We start from the raw sequence: 17980 nt of genomic DNA, 5'->3' as shown, positions 1-17980 counted from the left end.
CATGGGTCCTTCCCGGTGCCCCGACGTACTCTCGGCGGCTTCGCCCCTGGAGCCACCCTCGATGCCCTTGCTTCGCCGCAGTCTCCTCGCCACCGCGCTCGTCGCCTCGCTCGGCGTCGCGCATGCCGCCGATTCCTCCGGCGTGCCGCAAGGCCCGCTCCCGCGCAACGTCGTGCCGTCGCTGGTTTCGCTCGAGCTCAAGCTCGATCCGAAGCAGGCCAACTTCTCCGGCACCACGCGCATCGAAGCGCAGGTCGCCGAAGCCACCGATTCGTTCTGGATGCACGGCCGCGATCTGAAGATCTCCAAGGCCGAGGCGATCGTCGGCAAGAAGCGCATCGCGCTGACGGCGACGCCGGCCGACGTGTCGGGCGTGCTGAAGATGCAGGCCGCAGAGAAGATCCCGGCGGGCAAGGCGGTCATCGAAATCGCGTATGAGGCCCCGTTCGGCGAGTTGCAGGGCGCGTATCGCGTCAAGCCCGACGGCAACGACTACGTCGTGACGCAGATGGAGCCGATCGGTGCGCGCAACACCTTCCCGTCGTTCGACGAGCCCTCGTTCAAGCAGCCCTGGGACATCACGCTGATCGTTCCGGAGAACGACGCCGCCATCGCGAACAGTGCCGAAGCGAAGACCGAAAAACTGCCCGGCGGTTGGAAGAAGGTCACCTTCAATCGCACGCAGGCGTTGCCCAGTTATCTCATCGCCTTCGCCGTCGGCCCGTGGGATGTGCCGGCTGGTCCGGACATCGGCCCGAACGGCGAGCGCACCACGCCGATCAAGCTGCGTGGCGTGGCGGCGAAGGGGCAGGGCGGCCGCATGCAGTACTCGCTGGCCAACACGCCGGAAATCGTGAAGGCGCTGGAAACCTATTTCGGCACGCCGTATCCCTTCGACAAGCTCGACAACGTCGCGGCGCCCGACTTCTGGGCCGGCGCGATGGAGAACGCGGGCATGATCGTCTACCGCGACAGCCTGATGTTCCCCGACGAGAAGTCCTCGGTGTCGCAGCGCCAGTCGTTCTGGGGCGTGAGCGCGCACGAACTCGCGCACCAGTGGTTCGGCGACCTGGTCACGATGCGCTGGTGGGACGACCTGTGGCTCAACGAAGCCTTCGCCACCTGGATGGGCAACAAGATCCACGGCCAGTTGCGCCCCGAGGCGCATACCGACCGCGGCCTGCTCGAAGGCGCGATCGGTGCGATGGGCGCCGACAGCCTGTCCAGCACGCGTCGCATCCATGAGCCGATCCACGACTTCACGCAGATCCAGTCGGCCTTCGACGGCATCACCTACCAGAAGGGCGGCGCGGTGCTCGGCATGTTCGAGCGCTACATCGGCGAGGACCAGTTCCGCACCGGCATCCGCAACTATCTGCACGACCACGCGCGCGGCAATGCCACGAGCGCCGACCTGATCGCCGCGGTGGCGAAGCAGAGCGACGATCCGGTCGCCGTCGATGCGGCGTTCAAGAGCTTCATCGACCAGCCGGGCGTGCCCTTCCTGAAAGTCGCCGTCGAATGCGGCGCGGGCAAGCCGGCGCTGGTGGTCGCGCAGCAGCGTTACCTGCCGCTCGGTTCGTCGGCCAGCGCGAACATGACGTGGGGCATCCCGCTGAGTGTGCGCTATGCGGACAACGGCACGATCCGCGAGCAGAAGGGCATCATCACGGGCCAGTCGGCGCGTTTCGAACTGAAGGACGCCACGTCCTGCCCGCAGTGGGTCATGCCGAATGCGCACGGCGCGGGCTATTACCGCTTCGCACTGGAGCCGAAGTTCCAGAAGTCGCTGTCCGATGCGTTCGCCAAGCTCGATGAGCGCGAGCAGCGCGTCTACGCCGATTCGGTCACGTCGGCTTACGGCGCGGGCCAGCTCTCGCCGAAGGAACTGCTCGCCGCGCTGCCGCAGTTCACCACCGCGCAGGTGCGCCAGACGGTCACCGCCGGCATGGGTTCGATCGGCTGGATGGACGAACAACTCCTGACCAGCGAAGCCGAACGCACCGCGTTCCGCGCGAAGGCCGCGGAGATCTATCGTCCGCGCCTGACCGGCCTGGGCCTGTCGCCGAAGGACGGCGAGGCCGACGATGATCGCCTGCTGCGCGCGTCGCTCGTGGGCTTCTTCGCCGGGACCCTGAAGGATCCGCAGGTGCGCGCCGAAATGGGCAAGCAGGGTCGTGCGGTCCTCGGCCTGGGCGGCGATGGCCAGTTGCACGCCGACGCGGTGCCGAAGGATCTGCGCGCGGTCGCGCTGGAAGTGGCGGTGCAGGAAGGCGGCAAGGCGGCATTCGATGCCGCCGAGAAGCACTTCCGCGCCAGCCAGGATCCGACGATCCGTTCGCAGTTGCTCTCGGCGATGGGCGCGACCCAGGATGCCCAACTCACCGAACGCGCCCGTGCGCTGGTCTTCGAAAAGGGCCTGCTCCGCCGCAACGAGATCTTCCCGATCGTCGGCGGCCAGACCGACGACGAGAAGACGCGTCCGGCGCTGCGCCAGTGGGTGGATTCGCACTTCAGCGAACTCGAGGCGCGCCTGGCGCCGGCGGGTGCGGCACTGGTCGGCCTGTACTCGGCGGGCATGTGCAGCGATTCGGAAGCGGCCGATGTCGAGTCGCGCTTCGCCGATCGCATGAAGTCGATCGAAGGCGGCCCGCTGGAGCTCAAGCAGACCGCCGAAGCGATCCGCCTGTGCTCGGCGCAGAAGACGGCCCGCAAGGGCATGCCGCTGGCCTTCGAAGCACCGAAGGCGAAAAAGTAAGGAAGGCACGCGCGGCATGGGGCGCATCTTGGTTAGGATGCGCCCCATGGCCGACCCTTCCCCCGTTCGCGTCGACGACCTGCTGAAGGACGCGCGCGCGAAGGTCGAACACGCCGACGCCGAATGGCTCCTCGCCTTCGTGCTCGGCAAATCGCGCAGCTGGTTGTACGCACGCGGCGACGATCCCGTCGCCGACGATGCCGCGCAACGCTACGCATCGCTGCTCGCACGGCGCATCGCCGGCGAACCGCTCGCCTATCTCACCGGTCGCAAGGGCTTCTGGCGTTTCGAACTCCAGGTCACGCCCGATACGTTGGTCCCGCGTCCGGAAACCGAACTCCTCGTCGAACTCGCCCTCGCGCACCTCTCGCGCGAAGACGTCATTCGCGTCGCCGATCTTGGAACCGGCAGCGGCGCGATCGCGCTGGCCATCGCCTACGAACGGCCGCGCGCGGAGATCATCGCCGTCGACGACAGTGCCGCCGCGCTCGAAGTCGCGCAATCCAACGCACGCGCATTGCGGTTGACCAACGTCGAATTCCGCAACGGCCATTGGTGCGAACCGCTGGGCGATGGTTTGTTCGACGCCATCGCGAGCAATCCGCCGTACATCGCGCTGGGCGACCTGCACCTGGATGCGTTGCGCTATGAACCGGCGTCCGCGTTGTCGTCCGGCCACGACGGCCTCGATGCGATCCGCGACATCGTGCGCACCGCGCCCGCGCACCTCAGGCCCGGCGGTGCGTTGCTCATCGAACACGGCCGCGACCAGGGCGCCGCGGTGCGCGCGTTGTTCACGCAAGCGGGCTTGATCGACATCGACACGGGCCTGGACATGGAACGCCGCGAACGCGTGACCAGCGGCATCAAACCCGGCGGACCATCGCTGGGCTAGACTCCCAGCCTCACCTGGATCTTGCCCAGCGGCGGAGGCCGATCATGTTGCGCGAACTGTATCCCGACCTCCAGCCGTTCGACACCGGCACGCTGAAGCTCGACGCGCGCCACACGATGTATTACGAACAGTGCGGCAATCCCGACGGCAAGCCCGTCGTGATGTTGCACGGCGGGCCGGGCGGCGGTTGCAGCGACAAGATGCGTCGCTTCCACGATCCGAAGAAATATCGAATCGTGTTGTACGACCAGCGCGGCAGCGGGCGTTCGACGCCGCACGCGGATCTGGTCGACAACACGACCTGGCACCTGGTCGCCGACATCGAAACGCTGCGCGAAAAGTTGCGCATCGATCGCTGGCAGGTGTTCGGGGGTTCGTGGGGTTCGACGCTCGCGCTGGCCTACGCCGAAAAACATCCCGAGCGCGTGACCGAACTGGTGCTGCGCGGCATCTTCATGCTGCGCCGCTGGGAGCTGGAGTGGTTCTACCAGGAGGGCGCCTCGCGCCTGTTCCCCGATGTGTGGGAACACTATCTCGCGGCGATTCCACCGGTGGAACGGCACGACATGATGAGCGCCTACCACCGTCGCCTGACCAGCGAGGACGAGGCGACGCGCCTGGCCGCCGCGCGCGCGTGGAGCGTGTGGGAGGGCGCGACGAGTTTCCTGCGCATGGACCCGGATTTCATCAGCGGCCACGACGAGCCGGAATTCGCGCTGGCCTTCGCGCGCATCGAAAACCATTACTTCGTCAACGGCGGGTTCTTCGAAGACGAAAACCAGCTGCTGCGCGACGTGCACCGCATCGCGTCGATCCCGGGCGTCATCGTCCATGGCCGTTACGACGTGGTGTGCCCGATCAAGAGCGCGTGGGAACTCAAGCAAGCGTGGCCTGGCGCGGAGCTGGTGATCACGCCGACGTCGGGCCATTCGGCCTTCGAACCGGAGAACACCGACGCGCTGGTGCGCGCGACGGACAAGTTCGCCTGATGCTCCCTCCCCTGCGAAGGCAGGGGAGGGCTGGGGTGGGGTTCAGTCGGCTCGCAACGAACCATCCGGATTTCTTTCAAGCATCCAAAGCCCCGCCCACAACTTCAGATCGAGCTCGTAACCCTCGCGCGATTTCTGCATCAGCCACGCCGCGGCACCCGCCCGCGGCACCGCATGCACGATGATGTCTTCACCATCGACGCCACCGCCCGGCCCGGTGCGGACCAGGCCTTCGGCACGCACGAACGCGATGCGCTCGTTGCTCATGCCCGCCGACGTCGGCCCGACCAGCAACACTTCGACATGCGAAGGCCGCCAACCGGTTTCTTCCTCGAGTTCGCGCGTCGCCGCCAGTTCCAGCGTGTCGTCGCCCGACTGATCGCCGACCAGGCCCGCCGGCATCTCGATCGTCTTCGAGCCCAGGGGTACGCGGTATTGCTCGACGAACAACACCTCGTCCTCGGGCGTGGCCGCGACGATGATCACCGCCATGCCGTCGCCGTGCGTGCGTTCGCACGATTCCCAATGGCCGCGTTTCACAAGGCGCAGCCACTGGCCTTCGCAGAGGGTCGTTTTTTCGTCGTTCGTCGGGCGGTCCATGCCCCGATGCTATCCCGCGACGGTGACCGAAGTCTGCACGCCGGAGGCTTCCTGCAGCCGGCGACGCGTCAGCGGGCCGAAACGCAGGGATTCGCACAGGCCGATCAACGCCGCGCCGTCGGCCTGGCCGCGATGGAAGGTGGCGTGCGACAGCGGCGCATCGAGTGCGATCGTCGTCAGCTGGCGCCAGAGCAGCGCCTGTTCCTTGTTCGCGCGCAATTTCACCGCCACTTGCGCAGCGCCGCGGATGCGCAGGAACTGCACTTCGTCCACGCGCGCGAGCAGCGCATCGAGGCTGCCGAAATGCGCGAGCAGGATCGCCGCGGTCTTCGGGCCCACGCCCGGCACGCCGGGGATGTTGTCGACGCTGTCGCCGGTCAGCGCGAGGTAGTCGGCGATCTGGTGCGCTTCGACGCCGTGTCGATCCTTCACGCCCGCCATGGTCCAGCGCACGTTCTTGGCGTAATCCCATTGCTCGTCCAGCCCGGCGAGCAATTGCGAGAGATCCTTGTCGGCCGACACGATCACCGCGCGGTGGCCCGCGGCGCGCCCGACATGCACCGCGGTGCCGATCAGATCGTCCGCTTCGTAATCCGAATGCGCGAGCACGGCCAGGCCGAGCGCGCGGCACAGGGCTTTGCAATGCGCGAACTGGCGCTTGAGCTCTTCCGGCGCCGATTCGCGATTGGCCTTGTAGGCCGGGTAGAGCGCGTTTCGGAAACAACTGTCGAGCGCTTCGTCGAAGGCGATGGCGATCTGGCGCGGGCGCTCGCGTTCGAGCAGCTCCAGCAGGAAGCGCGCGAAACCGTGGACGGCGTTGGTCGGCCAACCGTCGGCGTCGTGGAATTCGTTCGGCATCGAATGCCATGCGCGGAACACGTACATGCTCGCGTCGACCAAGTAGAGCGGCGGCTGCACGGAGGCCGGTGCGTTCATGCGGGGCTCCAGTCGGTGAGCAGTGCTTGCGGATCGGGGCGATCGCGCTCGGGTGCGTCGAGTTTCGGCGTGCCGATGTGGATGAAGCCGACGACGTGTTCGTCTTCCGCCAGGCCGAAGACCTGCGCGATCGCCGGATCGTAGGCCGGCCAGCCCGTGAGCCATTGCGCGCCGAAGCCGCAGGCCTGCGCGGCCTGCAACAACGCGAAGCACACGCAGGACGCGGCGCTGAAGCGTTCGGAAGCGGGGATTTTTTCGTCGGGACCTTGCTTGGCGACGACGATCAGCACCAGCGGCGCATGCGCGAAACGGTTGCGGTCTTTTTCGATCGCACCTTCGCCGGCCTGCGGATCGCGTTCGAGCGTGCGCGCCGCGAGGCGTTCGCCCAGCGCATGGCGCGCGTCGCCGGCCACGCGGATGAAGCGGAAAGGCACGCGCTTGCCGTGGTCGGGCACGCGCACGGCGGCGGACAGGATCCGCGCAAACGTGGCCGGATCGGGACCTGGTTCACCCAATTGCTTGGCCGGCACCGACCGTCGCGCGTTCAGGAAATGCAGTTCGTCGGATGGTTTGGGGTCAACTGGGGACATGGGTCACAGAACCGGAATTTCGAAGGTGAGTTGACACAACGCGACACTATGCTGCCCCTCAGTGTCGCATTTGGTCACATGGTGTCGCGGTCAGGGAGATCGACATGTCGGGGCAGGCAACGGGGCTGGACACCACGCAGCGGGCCAATCCGGCAGGCGTGCTGGAAGAAATGAAGCGCCTGGCCGTCGAACAACTCGGCGGCGTACCCAGCGCATTGTACGCGCCGGTGGCCGAGGCCCTGGATGATGCCGCGCGCCGCGCCGGCCTGATCCAGATCCGCCGCGGCGACCACATCGCGCTGCTCAACCTGCGCCAGCGCAACGCCGGCAACGTGATGCGTTTCCGCCAGTTGATCGCGCAGGGCTTCGAGGATTTCCGCGCGCTGCCCAACCGCATGCGCAACGGCCAGCAGCTCGGCCTGGTCGAAGACCGCCACCTGGGTTTCCATTACGCGGGCCAGAAGCTCGCCGAATCCATCGGCCAGCGCTACGTGCGCCAGTTGGAGATGCTCGACCAGCGGCTGGAAGCCCTGGCGCAGGAACTGGGCGCCAATTCTTCGTCCAACCCGATCGGCGCCACGCGCCTGGCCGGTGCGTTCCTCGCGACCTTCCACGACGCCGACCTGCCCGAAACGCTGCGCCCGCTGCTGTTCCGCCAGTACGAACACGAACTCTCGCGCGTGCTGGGCGACCTGTATGGCCGCATCAACACGCTGCTCGCGGCGGCCGGTTACGGGCTCAAGCAGACACCTGCGCCGGCCACGGCGTCCGCGGCCGAGAACATCGATTCCATTTCCGCGGTGCCGCATCAGCCCGGCAACGCCCGCCACGCTTCCCCCGATGTCGATGCGATGGAACGCTTCGGAGACCTGCGCGCCATGTTGCATGCCTGGAGAGAGGGATCCTCGCCCGCCGCCCGCACGGAGGCGCGCGCCACCACATCGGCCTCCGGCGCACCGCGTCGCGACCTGCGCTCGGCCGAAGTCATCAGCGTGACCTCCTTGCTGCAGCGCGACGGGCCGGAGCCCTATGCGCGTGCGCTCGCCGGTGCCGGTTCGCTGGCCGACGCGATTCGCGACCAATTGACCGAAGGCGCGCGTCGCCTCGGCTTGGACCCGGACCAGACGCAGATCGGCGCGCAGGAGAACGATGCGATCGACCTGGTCGGCCTGTTGTTCGAATCGCTGTTCCAGACCCACGCGATGCTCGACCGCGCGCGCCGCGTCTATGCGCGCCTGGTGCTGCCCTACGTGAAGGTGGCGCTCAGCGACGACGGCCTGTTCCTGCGCCGCGACCATCCCGCGCGTCGCCTGTTCGACACGATCACCGAAGCCTGCGAAGGCAACGACGGCGCCACGCCGCAGGATCGCGAACTGCTCGAACGCGCCGCCGGCATCGCGCAGCGCATCGTGGCCGATTACAACGAAGACCTCGAGATCTTCGCCCTGGCCAGCGCCGAACTCGAAGCGCTGCTCGACCAGCAGCGCAAGCGCGTGGACATGCTCGAAAAGCGCGCGGCCGAAGCCGTGCACGGCAAGGAACGCCTGCTGCAGGCGCGCCTGCAGGCCGGCGCGGCGCTCAACCAGCGCCTGCGCACGCCGCTGACCGAAGCGGTCGCCGAATTCCTCGTCGAACATTGGCAGCACCATCTGTTGCAGACGCTGCTGCGCGAAGGCCGCGAATCGCCGAAGCACGCCGATGTCCTCGCGCTCGCCGATGCGCTGATCGTCGTCGACGGCCTGTCCGCGCAGGCGCGCGGTGGCGTCGTGGCCGATCGCCTGATCGCGCTGCAGCCGGCCATCGTCGAATGCCTGGTGGCCTGCGGCCACGACGAACACGGTGCGAACGACTGGCTCGCCGGCGTCGTGCGTGCGCTCGCGCAGCCCGATTTGCCGCGCATGGTGCGTAATCTCCCGCCGCCGGTCGTCGCCGACGACGATTCGGAGCAGGGCGCGCTGCGCGTGGTCGGTGGCCATGCGGGCCTGGACTTCGATCCGGAAGTCGCCCAGCGCATGCGCCTGCTCGCCCCCGGCGAATGGCTGCGCCTGCTCGACCAGCAGGGCGAACACGTGGCGGCGAAGGTCGCCTGGGTCAGCCCGCTGAGTGGCCGCTTCCTGCTCGTCAACCGCCGCGGCGCGCGCGTGCTCGTCGCTTCGGCCGAGCAACTCGCGGCGCTGGTCGCCGAAGGCCGCCTGGTCGCGGGCACCGAGCAAGCGCCCTTCGACGAGGCCATGCGCCAGATGCGCGCGCGCCTCAACCGGGCCGTCGGGCAGAACTGATCCGCGCAAGGCCGGTGCGTCGCGCTAGGATGCAGCGGCGCACCTGGAACCCGAGGCGGATCGATGACGGTCGAAGTGGGAGTCGCGCGGGAAACCGCGCACGGTGAGCGGCGCGTCGCGCTGACACCCGAAACCTGCAGGAAACTCGTGAAGCTCGGCGCGAACGTCCGCATCGAGCGCGGCGCCGGCGCGTCCGCCGGGTTTCCCGATGCCGATTACAGCGAAGCAGGCGCGCAGGTGGTCGACGACGGTCACCACGCGCTCGGCGCCGCCGATGTCGTCTTGTGCGTGCAGCCGCCCGATGCGGTGCGCCTGTCGCAGTTGAAAGAAGGCGCGGTCCTCGTCGGCCTGCTGCAACCGCAGGGCGACGCCGCGCGCGGCGCGCAGATCCAGGCGCGCAAGTTGCTCGCCTTCCCGCTGGAACGTTTGCCGCGCACCACGCGCGCGCAGGCGATGGACGTACTGAGCTCGCAGGCCGGCATGGCCGGTTACAAGGCCGTGCTGATCGCCGCGCAGCTCACCCCGCGCTTCTTCCCGATGCTGACCACCGCCGCGGGCACGATCCGCCCCTCGCGCGTGCTGATCGTCGGCGCGGGCGTGGCGGGCCTGCAGGCGGTGGCGACCGCCAAGCGCCTCGGCGCGCAGGTTGAAGGCTTCGACGTGCGGCCCGAAACGCGCGAACAGATCGAATCGCTTGGCGGCAAGTTCCTCGACCTCGGCGTCAGCGCTGCGGGCGAAGGCGGCTACGCACGCCAACTCACCGAAGAAGAACGCGCCGAACAGCAACGGCGCCTTGGCGAATACCTGAAGAACATCGACGTCGTCGTCTGCACGGCGGCCGTGCCGGGCCGACCGGCGCCGAAGATCGTGACGGCCGCGATGGTCGCGGGCATGCGCCCGGGCAGCGTGATCGTCGATCTCGCGGCGGAAACCGGCGGCAACTGCGAACTGACGCAACCGGGCGAGACGATCGACAGCAACGGCGTGGTCATCGCGGGGCCGTTGAACCTCGCGAGCATGGGCGCGCTGCACGCGAGCGAGATGTACGCGCGCAACGTCTACAACTTCGTTGCCCTGTTGTTGAAGGACGGTGCGCTCGCGTTCGATTGGGGCGATGAGTTGCTTGCGAAGACCGTTTGGCCGGAGCGTGCAACACCGGCGTAAGGCGCACAGCGCAGCCGAGATGGCTGCTGCTTCGACAACGATCGGGGCAGTGCGAAGCTTGCTTCGCACCGGCAAAGCAAATGCCCGGGCGAAGCCCCCGATCGAGAGCCAACGCACGAAAGGTGATGCCCCAGCGTTGTGAGTTTCAAATTTTTTTCCCAAAAAAATTTGGAACTCACAACGTTCGGGCGGCGCGAAAGCAGAGGGTGTAGCCCCTTGAGACGCGTCAATCCTTCGGCGGATGCGCATCCAGCCAAGCCTTCCGCTGCTCCGGCGTCATGTCGTGCCACTTTTCCTTGAGCGCATGACGCTCCTCCGGCGGCATCGAACGCATGCGCTCGAACAGCTCGCGCGCCTGATCGCGCTGGTCGGGCGAAAGGTGATCCCAACGACGCATGCCCTTGTGCGCGGCTTCGCGCTGTTCGGGCGTCATCGTCGTCCACCGGCGCGCGTGCTCGAGCATGCGCCGGCGCTGGTCGGCGTCGGCGTTGTTCCAGCGATCGCGGATGGGTGCGATGAGCATGTCGCGTTCGGCCGGGGAAAGTTGCTCCCATTGCGCAGGGGCAGGCGCGGGCGCGGCCGTCTGTTGCGCGAACGCAGGCGCCGCGAGCAGCAGGAGCAGGGCGAGCCAGGGGTGGCGGCGGATCATCGGATTACTCCATGGCCATCAGGGCGGCGTCGTCGGACGCCAGCCACACGTAGAGATCGGGGTTTTCTTCGAGCGTCGAAGCGATGAGGGGATCCTCGTTCGTCGTCGCGCTGGTCGAAGCGGTGCTGTTCGAAGCCGGTTGCACGGCTGCGACCATCGGTGCGTGCGTCGTCGGCGGCAGCGAACGCAGCTGCATGCCGAGCACGAGCGCGCCCACCGTGGCCGCGGCCGCGAGCGGGATCGCCAGGCGCCATTTCGATGCGGGCGCCTGCACGCTTTCGCCACGCAGCGCCTTGTTGCGGCGCTGCTGCAATTGCGCGCGCACGCGAGGCGAGAGATGGTCGAGCGCCTGCGCATGCAATGCGCGGATCGCGTCGTCCTGCTTGTTTTTTTCGCCGATGTTCATGCGAATTCCTCCAGTTGCGCCTGCAAGGCTTCGCGGGCGCGGAACAAATGTGTTTTCACCGCCCCTTCGCTGCACCCCATCACGCGTGCGGTGGTCGCGACGTCGAGTTCTTCGATCACGCGCAGGGTGAAGGCTTCGCGTTGGCGAGCCGGCAATGCGCGCACCGCCTGTGCGATGCGGGCATAGGCTTCGCGGCTGTCGTGCTTGCGGGAAGGATCGGATTCGGGATCGAGCGTGGGGACGCGTTCGCTCCAGTCGATCGGGTCTTCGTCGGCGTGGCTCGACTGCGGTCGCAGCCAACGCAGGCGGAAGCTGCGGCGGCGCTGCGCATCGACGATGCGGCTGCGCAGGACGCTCCAGAACAACGGCGTCCATTCTTCCGGCGGTTTGTCGGCATAGCCCAGCATTTTCAGCATCGCGTCCTGCACGACATCCAGCGCGTCGTCGCGATGGCGCAGGCCCAGTTCGGCGAAACGGAACGCGCGCGGCGCGATGCCATCGAGGAAGGCTTCGAGCGTGCGCGGCCGCGCCGCGTCGCGCACGGGCGCGTCGACTGCCGGGAAGGCGGTCATCGGATCGTCGGCATCGTCGGTCACTCGAAGGAACATAGCAGTCGGTCGGTCGGCCGGTGGTGGCGGCCCGGAGGATCCGGCCGGTTGGCCAGGCCGCCCGCACCGCCTGCGAGGTGGGGAACGCGGCCGCGGCCGGGGCGTTGACCCGGCGCGCGCCGGGTTCACCTGTCGTTATGATGGCCGCACACGACGACTGGGGCAGACGGCATGGCGGCGGACGGGTTCGTGGTGCTCTACATCTTCATGCTGGCCGCCATCGCGGGCCACGTGATCATTTCCCGGGTCCCGGTGATCCTGCATACGCCCCTGATGTCGGGCTCGAACTTCATCCACGGCATCGTGCTCATCGGCGCGATGGTCGTGCTCGGCCACGCCGACACGACGCTGGAGAAGGCGATCGGGTTCGTCGCGGTGCTCCTGGGCGCAGGCAACGCGGCCGGCGGCTACGTGGTGACCGAACGCATGCTCGAACTGTTCAAGGCGAGCAAGAAGCCGGAGGCCAAGCCGTGATGGCGTCCTGGCAGACGCTCCTCGCCGCGACGAGCTACCTCGTCGCCGCCACCCTGTTCCTGCTCGGCCTGCAACGCATGGCCTCGCCGGTGACCGCGCGCAGCGGCATCCAGTGGGCGGGCGTGGGCATGGTGATCGCGACCGTGGCGACGTTCGTGTTGCCCGGGTTGCACAACCTGGCGCTGATCGTGATCGCGCTCGTGCTCGGCACCGTCGTCGCGTGGGTGTGGGGCAAGCGCGTGGCGATCACCGACATGCCGCAGATGGTCGCGTTGTTCAACGGCATGGGCGGTGGATCGGCGGCGGCGATCGGTGCGGTGGAGTTGCTGAAGCTCGGCGAGCCGGGGCAGCGCATGGGAGACGTGACCCTGCGCGTCATCAACGTCGACGGGCTGCAAGTCGGCCTGGCGCTGCTTGGCGCGCTGATCGGTGCTGTTTCGTTGACCGGTTCGATCATCGCGTGGGCGAAGCTCGACGGGCGCATGGACAAGCGTTACACGTTCCCGGGACAGCAGGTCGTCAATCTGGTCTTGTTCCTCTGCGCCGTCGTGCTCGGCGTCATGATGTTGCACGGCTTCCTCGCCGATCATTTCATCGACCGGACGTGGGTCGTCGCGTTCTTCGTCGCCGCGCTCGCCGTGGGCGTGCTCATGACGCTCCCCATCGGCGGCGCCGACATGCCCGTCGTCATCTCGCTCTACAACGCCTTCACCGGCCTGGCCGTCGCCTTCGAGGGCTACGTCCTCGGCAACCAGGCGCTGATCATCGCCGGCACGATGGTCGGCGCGGCGGGCATGCTGCTCACGCGCCTGATGGCCAAGGCGATGAACCGCAAGATCACCAACGTGTTGTTCTCGAATTTCGGCGCGACCGGCGAAGCGCAGGAAATCTCGGGCACCCAGAAGCCGATCGAAGCGGGCGACGTCGCCGCGATGATGGCCTACGCCGAACGCGTGGTGATCGTGCCCGGCTACGGCATGGCCGTCGCGCAGGCGCAGCACAAGATCTGGGAACTCACGCAGCGGCTCATCGCGCGCGGCGTCAAGGTGAAGTTCGCCATCCATCCCGTCGCCGGCCGCATGCCGGGCCACATGAACGTGCTGCTCGCCGAAGCCGGCGTGCCCTACGACCTCATCGCGGACATGGACGACATCAACCCCGAATTCCCGAACACCGATGTCTCGCTGGTCATCGGCGCGAACGACGTCGTCAATCCCGTCGCGAAGACCGACCCGGCCTCGCCGATCTACGGCATGCCGATCCTCGACGTGAACCAGAGCAAGCAGACGGTGGTGATCAAACGCGGCAAGGGCACGGGCTTCGCGGGCATCGAGAATGCGCTGTTCTACGCCGATAACACGCGCATGCTCTACGGCGACGGCGCGGAAATGGCGAGTGCGCTGGTCAGCGAGCTCAAGGCGCTGGACGGCGGCGGTCACTGACCGCCGCAGAACTCAATGACGCAACGCGCTGCGCGCGATGAACGCGCACGCGATGCCGATCGACACGTGCACGAGGATGCTCGCCACCGTCCACGCCGTGAAGCGGATCGGCGAAGGCCCGGCCGCCGACAGCGGCACGACCACGAAATTCATCGCCGCGTACAGGCACAGGCCGTACGCCGGTCCCCAGCGCCAGGGGCGCCGCATGAGCGACGGCGAACGCGAGGCGACCAGCGCATAGGCGAGCACCATGCACGCGGCGATGAAATAGTGCGCGATCACGCCGACCGCCGCGGTGCGCAGCCCGCCATCGAAACTCGCATCGCCGTACACGCCGGCGGCGATCGACTGGAAGATGCGCACCGGCGGCACCGACGCTGCGACCGCCCACCACGTGCAGGCGAACACCAGGTCGAAAGTCCCCACCGCCAACCCGCCCAACAGTGCGCGGGGGAGTTGGAGGCGGGGTGGGGAAACCTGCAGGTCGGCGTACAGTCGCGTCATTGCGTGCAGAGCGTTCCGGTGATTTCGGTGGTGACCACCGGACCGGTCGTGCCGAAGACGAACAATTCGCCGGTGGCGCCCGCGTAGCGGCCCGTGCCCGAGACCACCGCGTGGTGCGCGATCACGCGGCCCGTGCCGGTGATACCTGCTTCGCGCATGACCAGGGTGCCGTCGCGCAATTCGTAGCGGAACGGACCGCTGTAGGGCGTCCACTCGGGCGAGGTGGACGCGGGCGTGCCCACGCCGTCGGCGCGGAAGTGCGATGTGCCGCGGAATCCGTGGTTGCCTTCCACTTCACCGAGGAAGCACGAGGGTTCGCCGGCATCGCATCCCGTGGTGACGCGCACCTCGGTCATGTCGGCGTGGATGGACTTGCAGTTTTCCTGCGGGCCGGCGAAGGCCGCAGGTGCGATGGCGAGTGTGCACAGCGCCACCGCGAAGCGGATTGCATGCGTCATGGCTGTCTCCGAATCCGGCGAACCGATCGCCGGTGGAACGCATGCTTGGTCTTGCACGTGGTCCCCCGCGAGCACCGCCTGCGCGGCGCGCGAGGGAACCAATCAACGTGCGTGCGCGCGTGCGATCACGGCGCAGCCGATCCCGATGCCCGCGAACGTCGCCAGGCAAGCGATCGTCCACGACAGCGGCGCGCTGCTGGTGCGCGCGGTCGCCGCCGAGAAGTACGGCACGATCACTTCGAACAACAGGCCATACATCGCCATGCCGTACGCACTGCCGGCGATCCACGCATGTCGATGCAACTGCGGCCAGCGCGTCGTCAGCCGCATGTAGCCGGCGACCATCGCCGCGACCGTCGCGCAATACAGCAACGCGCCGGCAATCGCCGAATCGACGCCACCGGCGTGCGCGGCATGCGAACCGACGACCCACGAGGCGATGCCTTGCCCGATGCGCACCGGCGGGACGCCCGCATACAGGAACCAGTACAGGGAGGCGAAGGCCAGGTCAGCCAGCGCAAATGCGCTGCCGCCGAGCGCCATGGACGCCCAGGCGGGCCAAGCGCGGGGCGCTGCAGAAAGGACCGGGGCGTGGGACCAGGCGGACCGAACGTGCATGGCGGACCTCGTGCAGGCAGGATTGGCCTCATCACACGCCCGTGGATTGGCACTGGCAAGGGCCAATCGACCGGGCCGGAATGGGGCCATTCCCTCCGGAGGTCGGCCATGCACCTGCAACTCGACGGACGCGGTCCCCTGCATGCGCAACTGACCCGCGCGCTGAAGACGGCCCTGGCCGGCGGCCGCCTCGGCCAGGGCAGCCGCTTGCCGCCGACGCGTGCGCTGGCCCGCGACCTCGGCCTGTCGCGCAACACCGTGCTGACCGCGTACGAACAACTGCGCGCCGAGGGATTCATGGCGGCGCGCGTGGGGTCGGGGAGTTTCGTCTCGGCGCCCTTGCTGACCGAAGCGGCGAACGACGCACCCCCGGCGATCGCGCCACCGCAAACCGCCTACGCACGACGCGCACGCAACGCCGACATCCGCCGCCTGTTGCGCAACAAGCCGCGCGAAGCGGTGCGCTTCTCGTTCCAGTACGGCCTGCCGCTGGTGAATCCCGCGCTGACCACCGCGTGGGCGCGCGAACTCGCGCACGCCGCCGCATACACCGCACCCGACTATCCCGATCCGCAGGGCCTGCCCGCATTGCGCGAAGCGATCTGCGATTACCTCGCGCGCCGTCGCGGCGTGCAGGCGGTGCCCGACGATGTGCTCGTCGTCGGCGGCACGCAGCAGGCGGTGTCGCTCGCCGCGCGCATCCTCCTCGACGCCGGCGATCTGGCAGTCGTCGAAGAACCGCAGTACTTCGCTTTGCGGAAAGTGCTGCAAATCCACGGCGCGCGCCTGCATGGCGCGGAGGTCGACGAAGACGGCCTGCGCCCGGATCGTTTGCCCGCCGATTCGCCGCGCATGATCTGCGTGACGCCGTCGCATCAATTCCCCGGCGGTTCGGTGTTGTCGCTGTCGCGGCGCCTGGAATTGCTGCAGTACGCACGCATGCACGACAGCTGGATCTTCGAGGACGACTACGACGGCGAGTTCCGTTACGACACGCAACCGCTCGCCGCGCTGCGTTCGCTCGATCGCGATGGACGCGTGATGTACGTCGGCACGTTCTCGAAGACCTTGTTCCCGTCTTTGCGCCTCGGATACATCGTGATGCCGCCGGCGCTGCGCGAGGACCTGGTCACCGCGAAGTGGGCGCAGGATTTCGGCAGCTCGGCGATCGAGCAGGCGGCGCTCGCGCGCTTCATGGCCGGCGGCGGATTCGAACGCCACCTGCGTCGTAGCGCGCGCACCTTGCAGGAGCGGCGCACGCTGTTGCTCGACGGCTTGCGCGAAGTCGGGAAAGGGCGGCTGGAAATCGCCGATTCGCACGCCGGCATGCACCTGGTCGTGTGGCTGGACAAACCCGACTCGGCGCTCGATGCCATCCTCGCGCATGGCCAATCGCTCGGCCTGGGCCTGTTCACGCTGCGCCCGCACTACCTGCGGCGGCCGCAGCGCGCGGGTTTGCTCATGGGGTTTTGCGGCCTGTCGGCCGCGCAGATCCGCGAGGCGATGCCCTTGTTCGCGGAGGTGCTCGACCGCGCTTACGCCTGACGATCAGCGCGAAGCGATCGCCGCGACGATCAGGCCGAACCCGATCCACGCCCAGTCAGCGGGCGTGTTCGCCAGATGGGTGAGCGTCCACGCGAGCGAGGGCCCGAGCTTGGTCATCGTTTCGCCGAAGCCGAGCCCGAGCATCCCCGACAGATGCGCCGAAACGATGCCCCATTGCGCAAGCGCGATCGCCAGGGCGGTCGCGGCCACGCCGGTGCCCATGCGCACCCAGCCGCGCGGCGCGCGCCCGAGGCGAAGCAGCCAGGCCGCGTCGAGCGCGGCGATCACCGCCATCCAGCCGCATTGCGAGGACGTGAACATCGCCGCGGCGACCCAGGCCGCCGCGATCCCGGTGCTGCCGACCAGGGCGAGCGCGGCCCCCATCCATGGCGAATGTTGCGTTTCCTGCGGCGCCATCGGGCTCCCCTGCGTGATCGCACAGCATACCGGCCGCGCAGGGCCTAGAATGCACGGCCTTGCGGCGCACGCCGCACGCCCCCACTTCCATCGCATGTATTCCCGCAGCAGCGAACCCGTCCGCTTCGAGCGCGATTGCGCCGTCGTCCTCGTGCCGCAAGGTGAAGAAGTCACCTTGCCCGCGGGCAGCATCGGCTACATCACGCAGGCGCTCGGCGGCAGCTACACCGTGTTCGTCGAAGGCAATCTGTTCCGCGTGGCCGGCCGGGATGCCGACGCGATCGGCAAGGAGCCGCCCGAGCCGCTCGAACTCGCCGCCGGTGCCTCCGACGATGAAGTCGAGAAACTGGTGTGGCGGCAATTGCGCACCTGCTTCGACCCCGAAATCCCGATCAACGTCGTCGACCTGGGCCTTGTGTACGAAGCGACGGTGAAGCCGCGCGAGGACGGCACGCGCGAAGTCGCCATCCGCATGACGCTCACCGCGCCCGCGTGCGGCATGGGCGACATCCTCGTCGACGATGTGCGCAGCAAGCTGGAAATGATTCCGACGGTCACCGAGGCGGACGTCGAGCTGGTGTTCGACCCGCCGTGGAACCGGATGATGATGTCGGAAGCCGCGCGCCTGGAAACCGGGATGCTCTGACG

Annotated in this window: 19 protein-coding genes; 9 read left to right on the top strand and 10 right to left on the bottom strand. The window is 67.9% G+C overall.

Features of this window, described 5'->3' with window-relative positions:
* The first annotated feature begins 61 nt into the window (after nucleotides 1-61).
* From AC1DOM_RS15880 to pip, 3 genes are read left to right on the top strand one after another with little or no spacing between them, the layout of a single operon-like run.
* Entirely contained in the window at nucleotides 62-2758 is a 2697-nt protein-coding gene (locus tag AC1DOM_RS15880; protein ID WP_498965034.1) for a M1 family metallopeptidase, read from the top strand.
* Between the two features lie 46 nt (nucleotides 2759-2804).
* Nucleotides 2805-3653 carry a peptide chain release factor N(5)-glutamine methyltransferase gene (gene prmC / locus AC1DOM_RS15875; protein ID WP_498965032.1) on the top strand — a complete coding sequence of 283 codons (849 nt, stop codon included), beginning with the start codon at nucleotides 2805-2807 and terminating at the stop codon, nucleotides 3651-3653.
* Between the two features lie 47 nt (nucleotides 3654-3700).
* Nucleotides 3701-4642, top strand: a complete 942-nt coding sequence (pip, locus tag AC1DOM_RS15870; RefSeq protein ID WP_498965079.1) for a prolyl aminopeptidase — start codon at nucleotides 3701-3703, stop codon at nucleotides 4640-4642.
* A 42-nt stretch (nucleotides 4643-4684) separates the two neighbouring features.
* Here pip and AC1DOM_RS15865 read toward each other — a convergent pair whose 3' ends face one another.
* From AC1DOM_RS15865 to AC1DOM_RS15855, 3 genes are read right to left on the bottom strand one after another with little or no spacing between them, the layout of a single operon-like run.
* Nucleotides 4685-5242 carry an NUDIX hydrolase gene (locus AC1DOM_RS15865; protein WP_498965030.1) on the bottom strand — a complete coding sequence of 186 codons (558 nt, stop codon included), beginning with the start codon at nucleotides 5240-5242 and terminating at the stop codon, nucleotides 4685-4687.
* Between the two features lie 9 nt (nucleotides 5243-5251).
* On the bottom strand, nucleotides 5252-6178 hold the full coding sequence (locus AC1DOM_RS15860) for a 5'-3' exonuclease (RefSeq protein WP_498965028.1): 927 nt from the start codon (nucleotides 6176-6178) through the stop codon (nucleotides 5252-5254).
* On the bottom strand, nucleotides 6175-6768 hold the full coding sequence (locus tag AC1DOM_RS15855) for a nitroreductase family protein (protein ID WP_498965027.1): 594 nt from the start codon (nucleotides 6766-6768) through the stop codon (nucleotides 6175-6177). Before AC1DOM_RS15855 ends, AC1DOM_RS15860 begins: the two co-directional genes overlap by 4 nt.
* Before the next feature lie 104 nt (nucleotides 6769-6872).
* Between AC1DOM_RS15855 and AC1DOM_RS15850 the strand changes: the two genes are divergently transcribed.
* Both AC1DOM_RS15850 and AC1DOM_RS15845 read left to right on the top strand, forming a co-directional pair.
* Nucleotides 6873-9047: a DUF1631 family protein gene (locus AC1DOM_RS15850; RefSeq protein ID WP_498965025.1), complete on the top strand. Its 2175-nt coding sequence runs from the start codon at nucleotides 6873-6875 to the stop codon at nucleotides 9045-9047.
* Between the two features lie 63 nt (nucleotides 9048-9110).
* A complete protein-coding gene (locus AC1DOM_RS15845) occupies nucleotides 9111-10211 on the top strand; it encodes an NAD(P) transhydrogenase subunit alpha (RefSeq protein ID WP_498965023.1) in 1101 nt (366 codons plus the stop codon).
* A 226-nt stretch (nucleotides 10212-10437) separates the two neighbouring features.
* Here AC1DOM_RS15845 and AC1DOM_RS15840 read toward each other — a convergent pair whose 3' ends face one another.
* Genes AC1DOM_RS15840 through AC1DOM_RS15830 form a run of 3 tightly spaced genes read right to left on the bottom strand, consistent with a single transcriptional unit; the run spans nucleotide 10438 to nucleotide 11874 of the window.
* Nucleotides 10438-10860, bottom strand: coding sequence for a DUF3106 domain-containing protein (locus AC1DOM_RS15840; protein WP_498965021.1), 423 nt, complete (start codon nucleotides 10858-10860; stop codon nucleotides 10438-10440).
* A gap of 4 nt (nucleotides 10861-10864) precedes the next feature.
* Nucleotides 10865-11266: a hypothetical protein gene (locus AC1DOM_RS15835; protein ID WP_498965019.1), complete on the bottom strand. Its 402-nt coding sequence runs from the start codon at nucleotides 11264-11266 to the stop codon at nucleotides 10865-10867.
* On the bottom strand, nucleotides 11263-11874 hold the full coding sequence (locus AC1DOM_RS15830) for an RNA polymerase sigma factor (RefSeq protein ID WP_498965017.1): 612 nt from the start codon (nucleotides 11872-11874) through the stop codon (nucleotides 11263-11265). Before AC1DOM_RS15830 ends, AC1DOM_RS15835 begins: the two co-directional genes overlap by 4 nt.
* Before the next feature lie 171 nt (nucleotides 11875-12045).
* On the opposite strand from AC1DOM_RS15830, the gene AC1DOM_RS15825 reads away from it, so the two are divergent.
* Nucleotides 12046-12348, top strand: a complete 303-nt coding sequence (locus AC1DOM_RS15825) for an NAD(P) transhydrogenase subunit alpha part 2 (RefSeq protein WP_498965015.1) — start codon at nucleotides 12046-12048, stop codon at nucleotides 12346-12348.
* On the top strand, nucleotides 12348-13790 hold the full coding sequence (locus AC1DOM_RS15820) for an NAD(P)(+) transhydrogenase (Re/Si-specific) subunit beta (protein ID WP_498965077.1): 1443 nt from the start codon (nucleotides 12348-12350) through the stop codon (nucleotides 13788-13790). The genes AC1DOM_RS15825 and AC1DOM_RS15820 overlap by 1 nt, the downstream gene beginning before the upstream one ends.
* A 12-nt stretch (nucleotides 13791-13802) precedes the next feature.
* Here the strand turns inward: AC1DOM_RS15820 and AC1DOM_RS15815 are convergent, their stop codons facing one another.
* The 3 genes from AC1DOM_RS15815 to AC1DOM_RS15805 form a co-directional block, all read right to left on the bottom strand.
* Nucleotides 13803-14294 (bottom strand): hypothetical protein, encoded by a 492-nt coding sequence (locus tag AC1DOM_RS15815; protein ID WP_498965013.1) that lies wholly within the window; start codon nucleotides 14292-14294, stop codon nucleotides 13803-13805.
* Entirely contained in the window at nucleotides 14291-14752 is a 462-nt protein-coding gene (locus tag AC1DOM_RS15810) for a hypothetical protein (protein ID WP_498965011.1), read from the bottom strand. Before AC1DOM_RS15810 ends, AC1DOM_RS15815 begins: the two co-directional genes overlap by 4 nt.
* Nucleotides 14753-14854: 102 nt before the next feature.
* A complete protein-coding gene (locus tag AC1DOM_RS15805) occupies nucleotides 14855-15295 on the bottom strand; it encodes a hypothetical protein (RefSeq protein WP_498965009.1) in 441 nt (146 codons plus the stop codon).
* Nucleotides 15296-15478: 183 nt separating this feature from the next.
* On the opposite strand from AC1DOM_RS15805, the gene pdxR reads away from it, so the two are divergent.
* A complete protein-coding gene (gene pdxR, locus AC1DOM_RS15800) occupies nucleotides 15479-16915 on the top strand; it encodes a MocR-like pyridoxine biosynthesis transcription factor PdxR (protein ID WP_498965008.1) in 1437 nt (478 codons plus the stop codon).
* Nucleotides 16916-16918: 3 nt separating this feature from the next.
* On the opposite strand, the gene AC1DOM_RS15795 is transcribed toward pdxR, so the two are convergent.
* Complete coding sequence (locus tag AC1DOM_RS15795) at nucleotides 16919-17332, bottom strand: hypothetical protein (RefSeq protein WP_498965006.1); 414 nt, start codon at nucleotides 17330-17332, stop codon at nucleotides 16919-16921.
* Between the two features lie 94 nt (nucleotides 17333-17426).
* Between AC1DOM_RS15795 and sufT the strand changes: the two genes are divergently transcribed.
* Complete coding sequence (gene sufT / locus AC1DOM_RS15790; protein ID WP_498965003.1) at nucleotides 17427-17978, top strand: putative Fe-S cluster assembly protein SufT; 552 nt, start codon at nucleotides 17427-17429, stop codon at nucleotides 17976-17978.
* The last annotated feature ends 2 nt before the right edge of the window (nucleotides 17979-17980 follow it).

Source organism: Lysobacter sp. P5_B12, from assembly GCF_056400425.1.
This window is presented reverse-complemented; position numbering and strand designations above follow the sequence as displayed.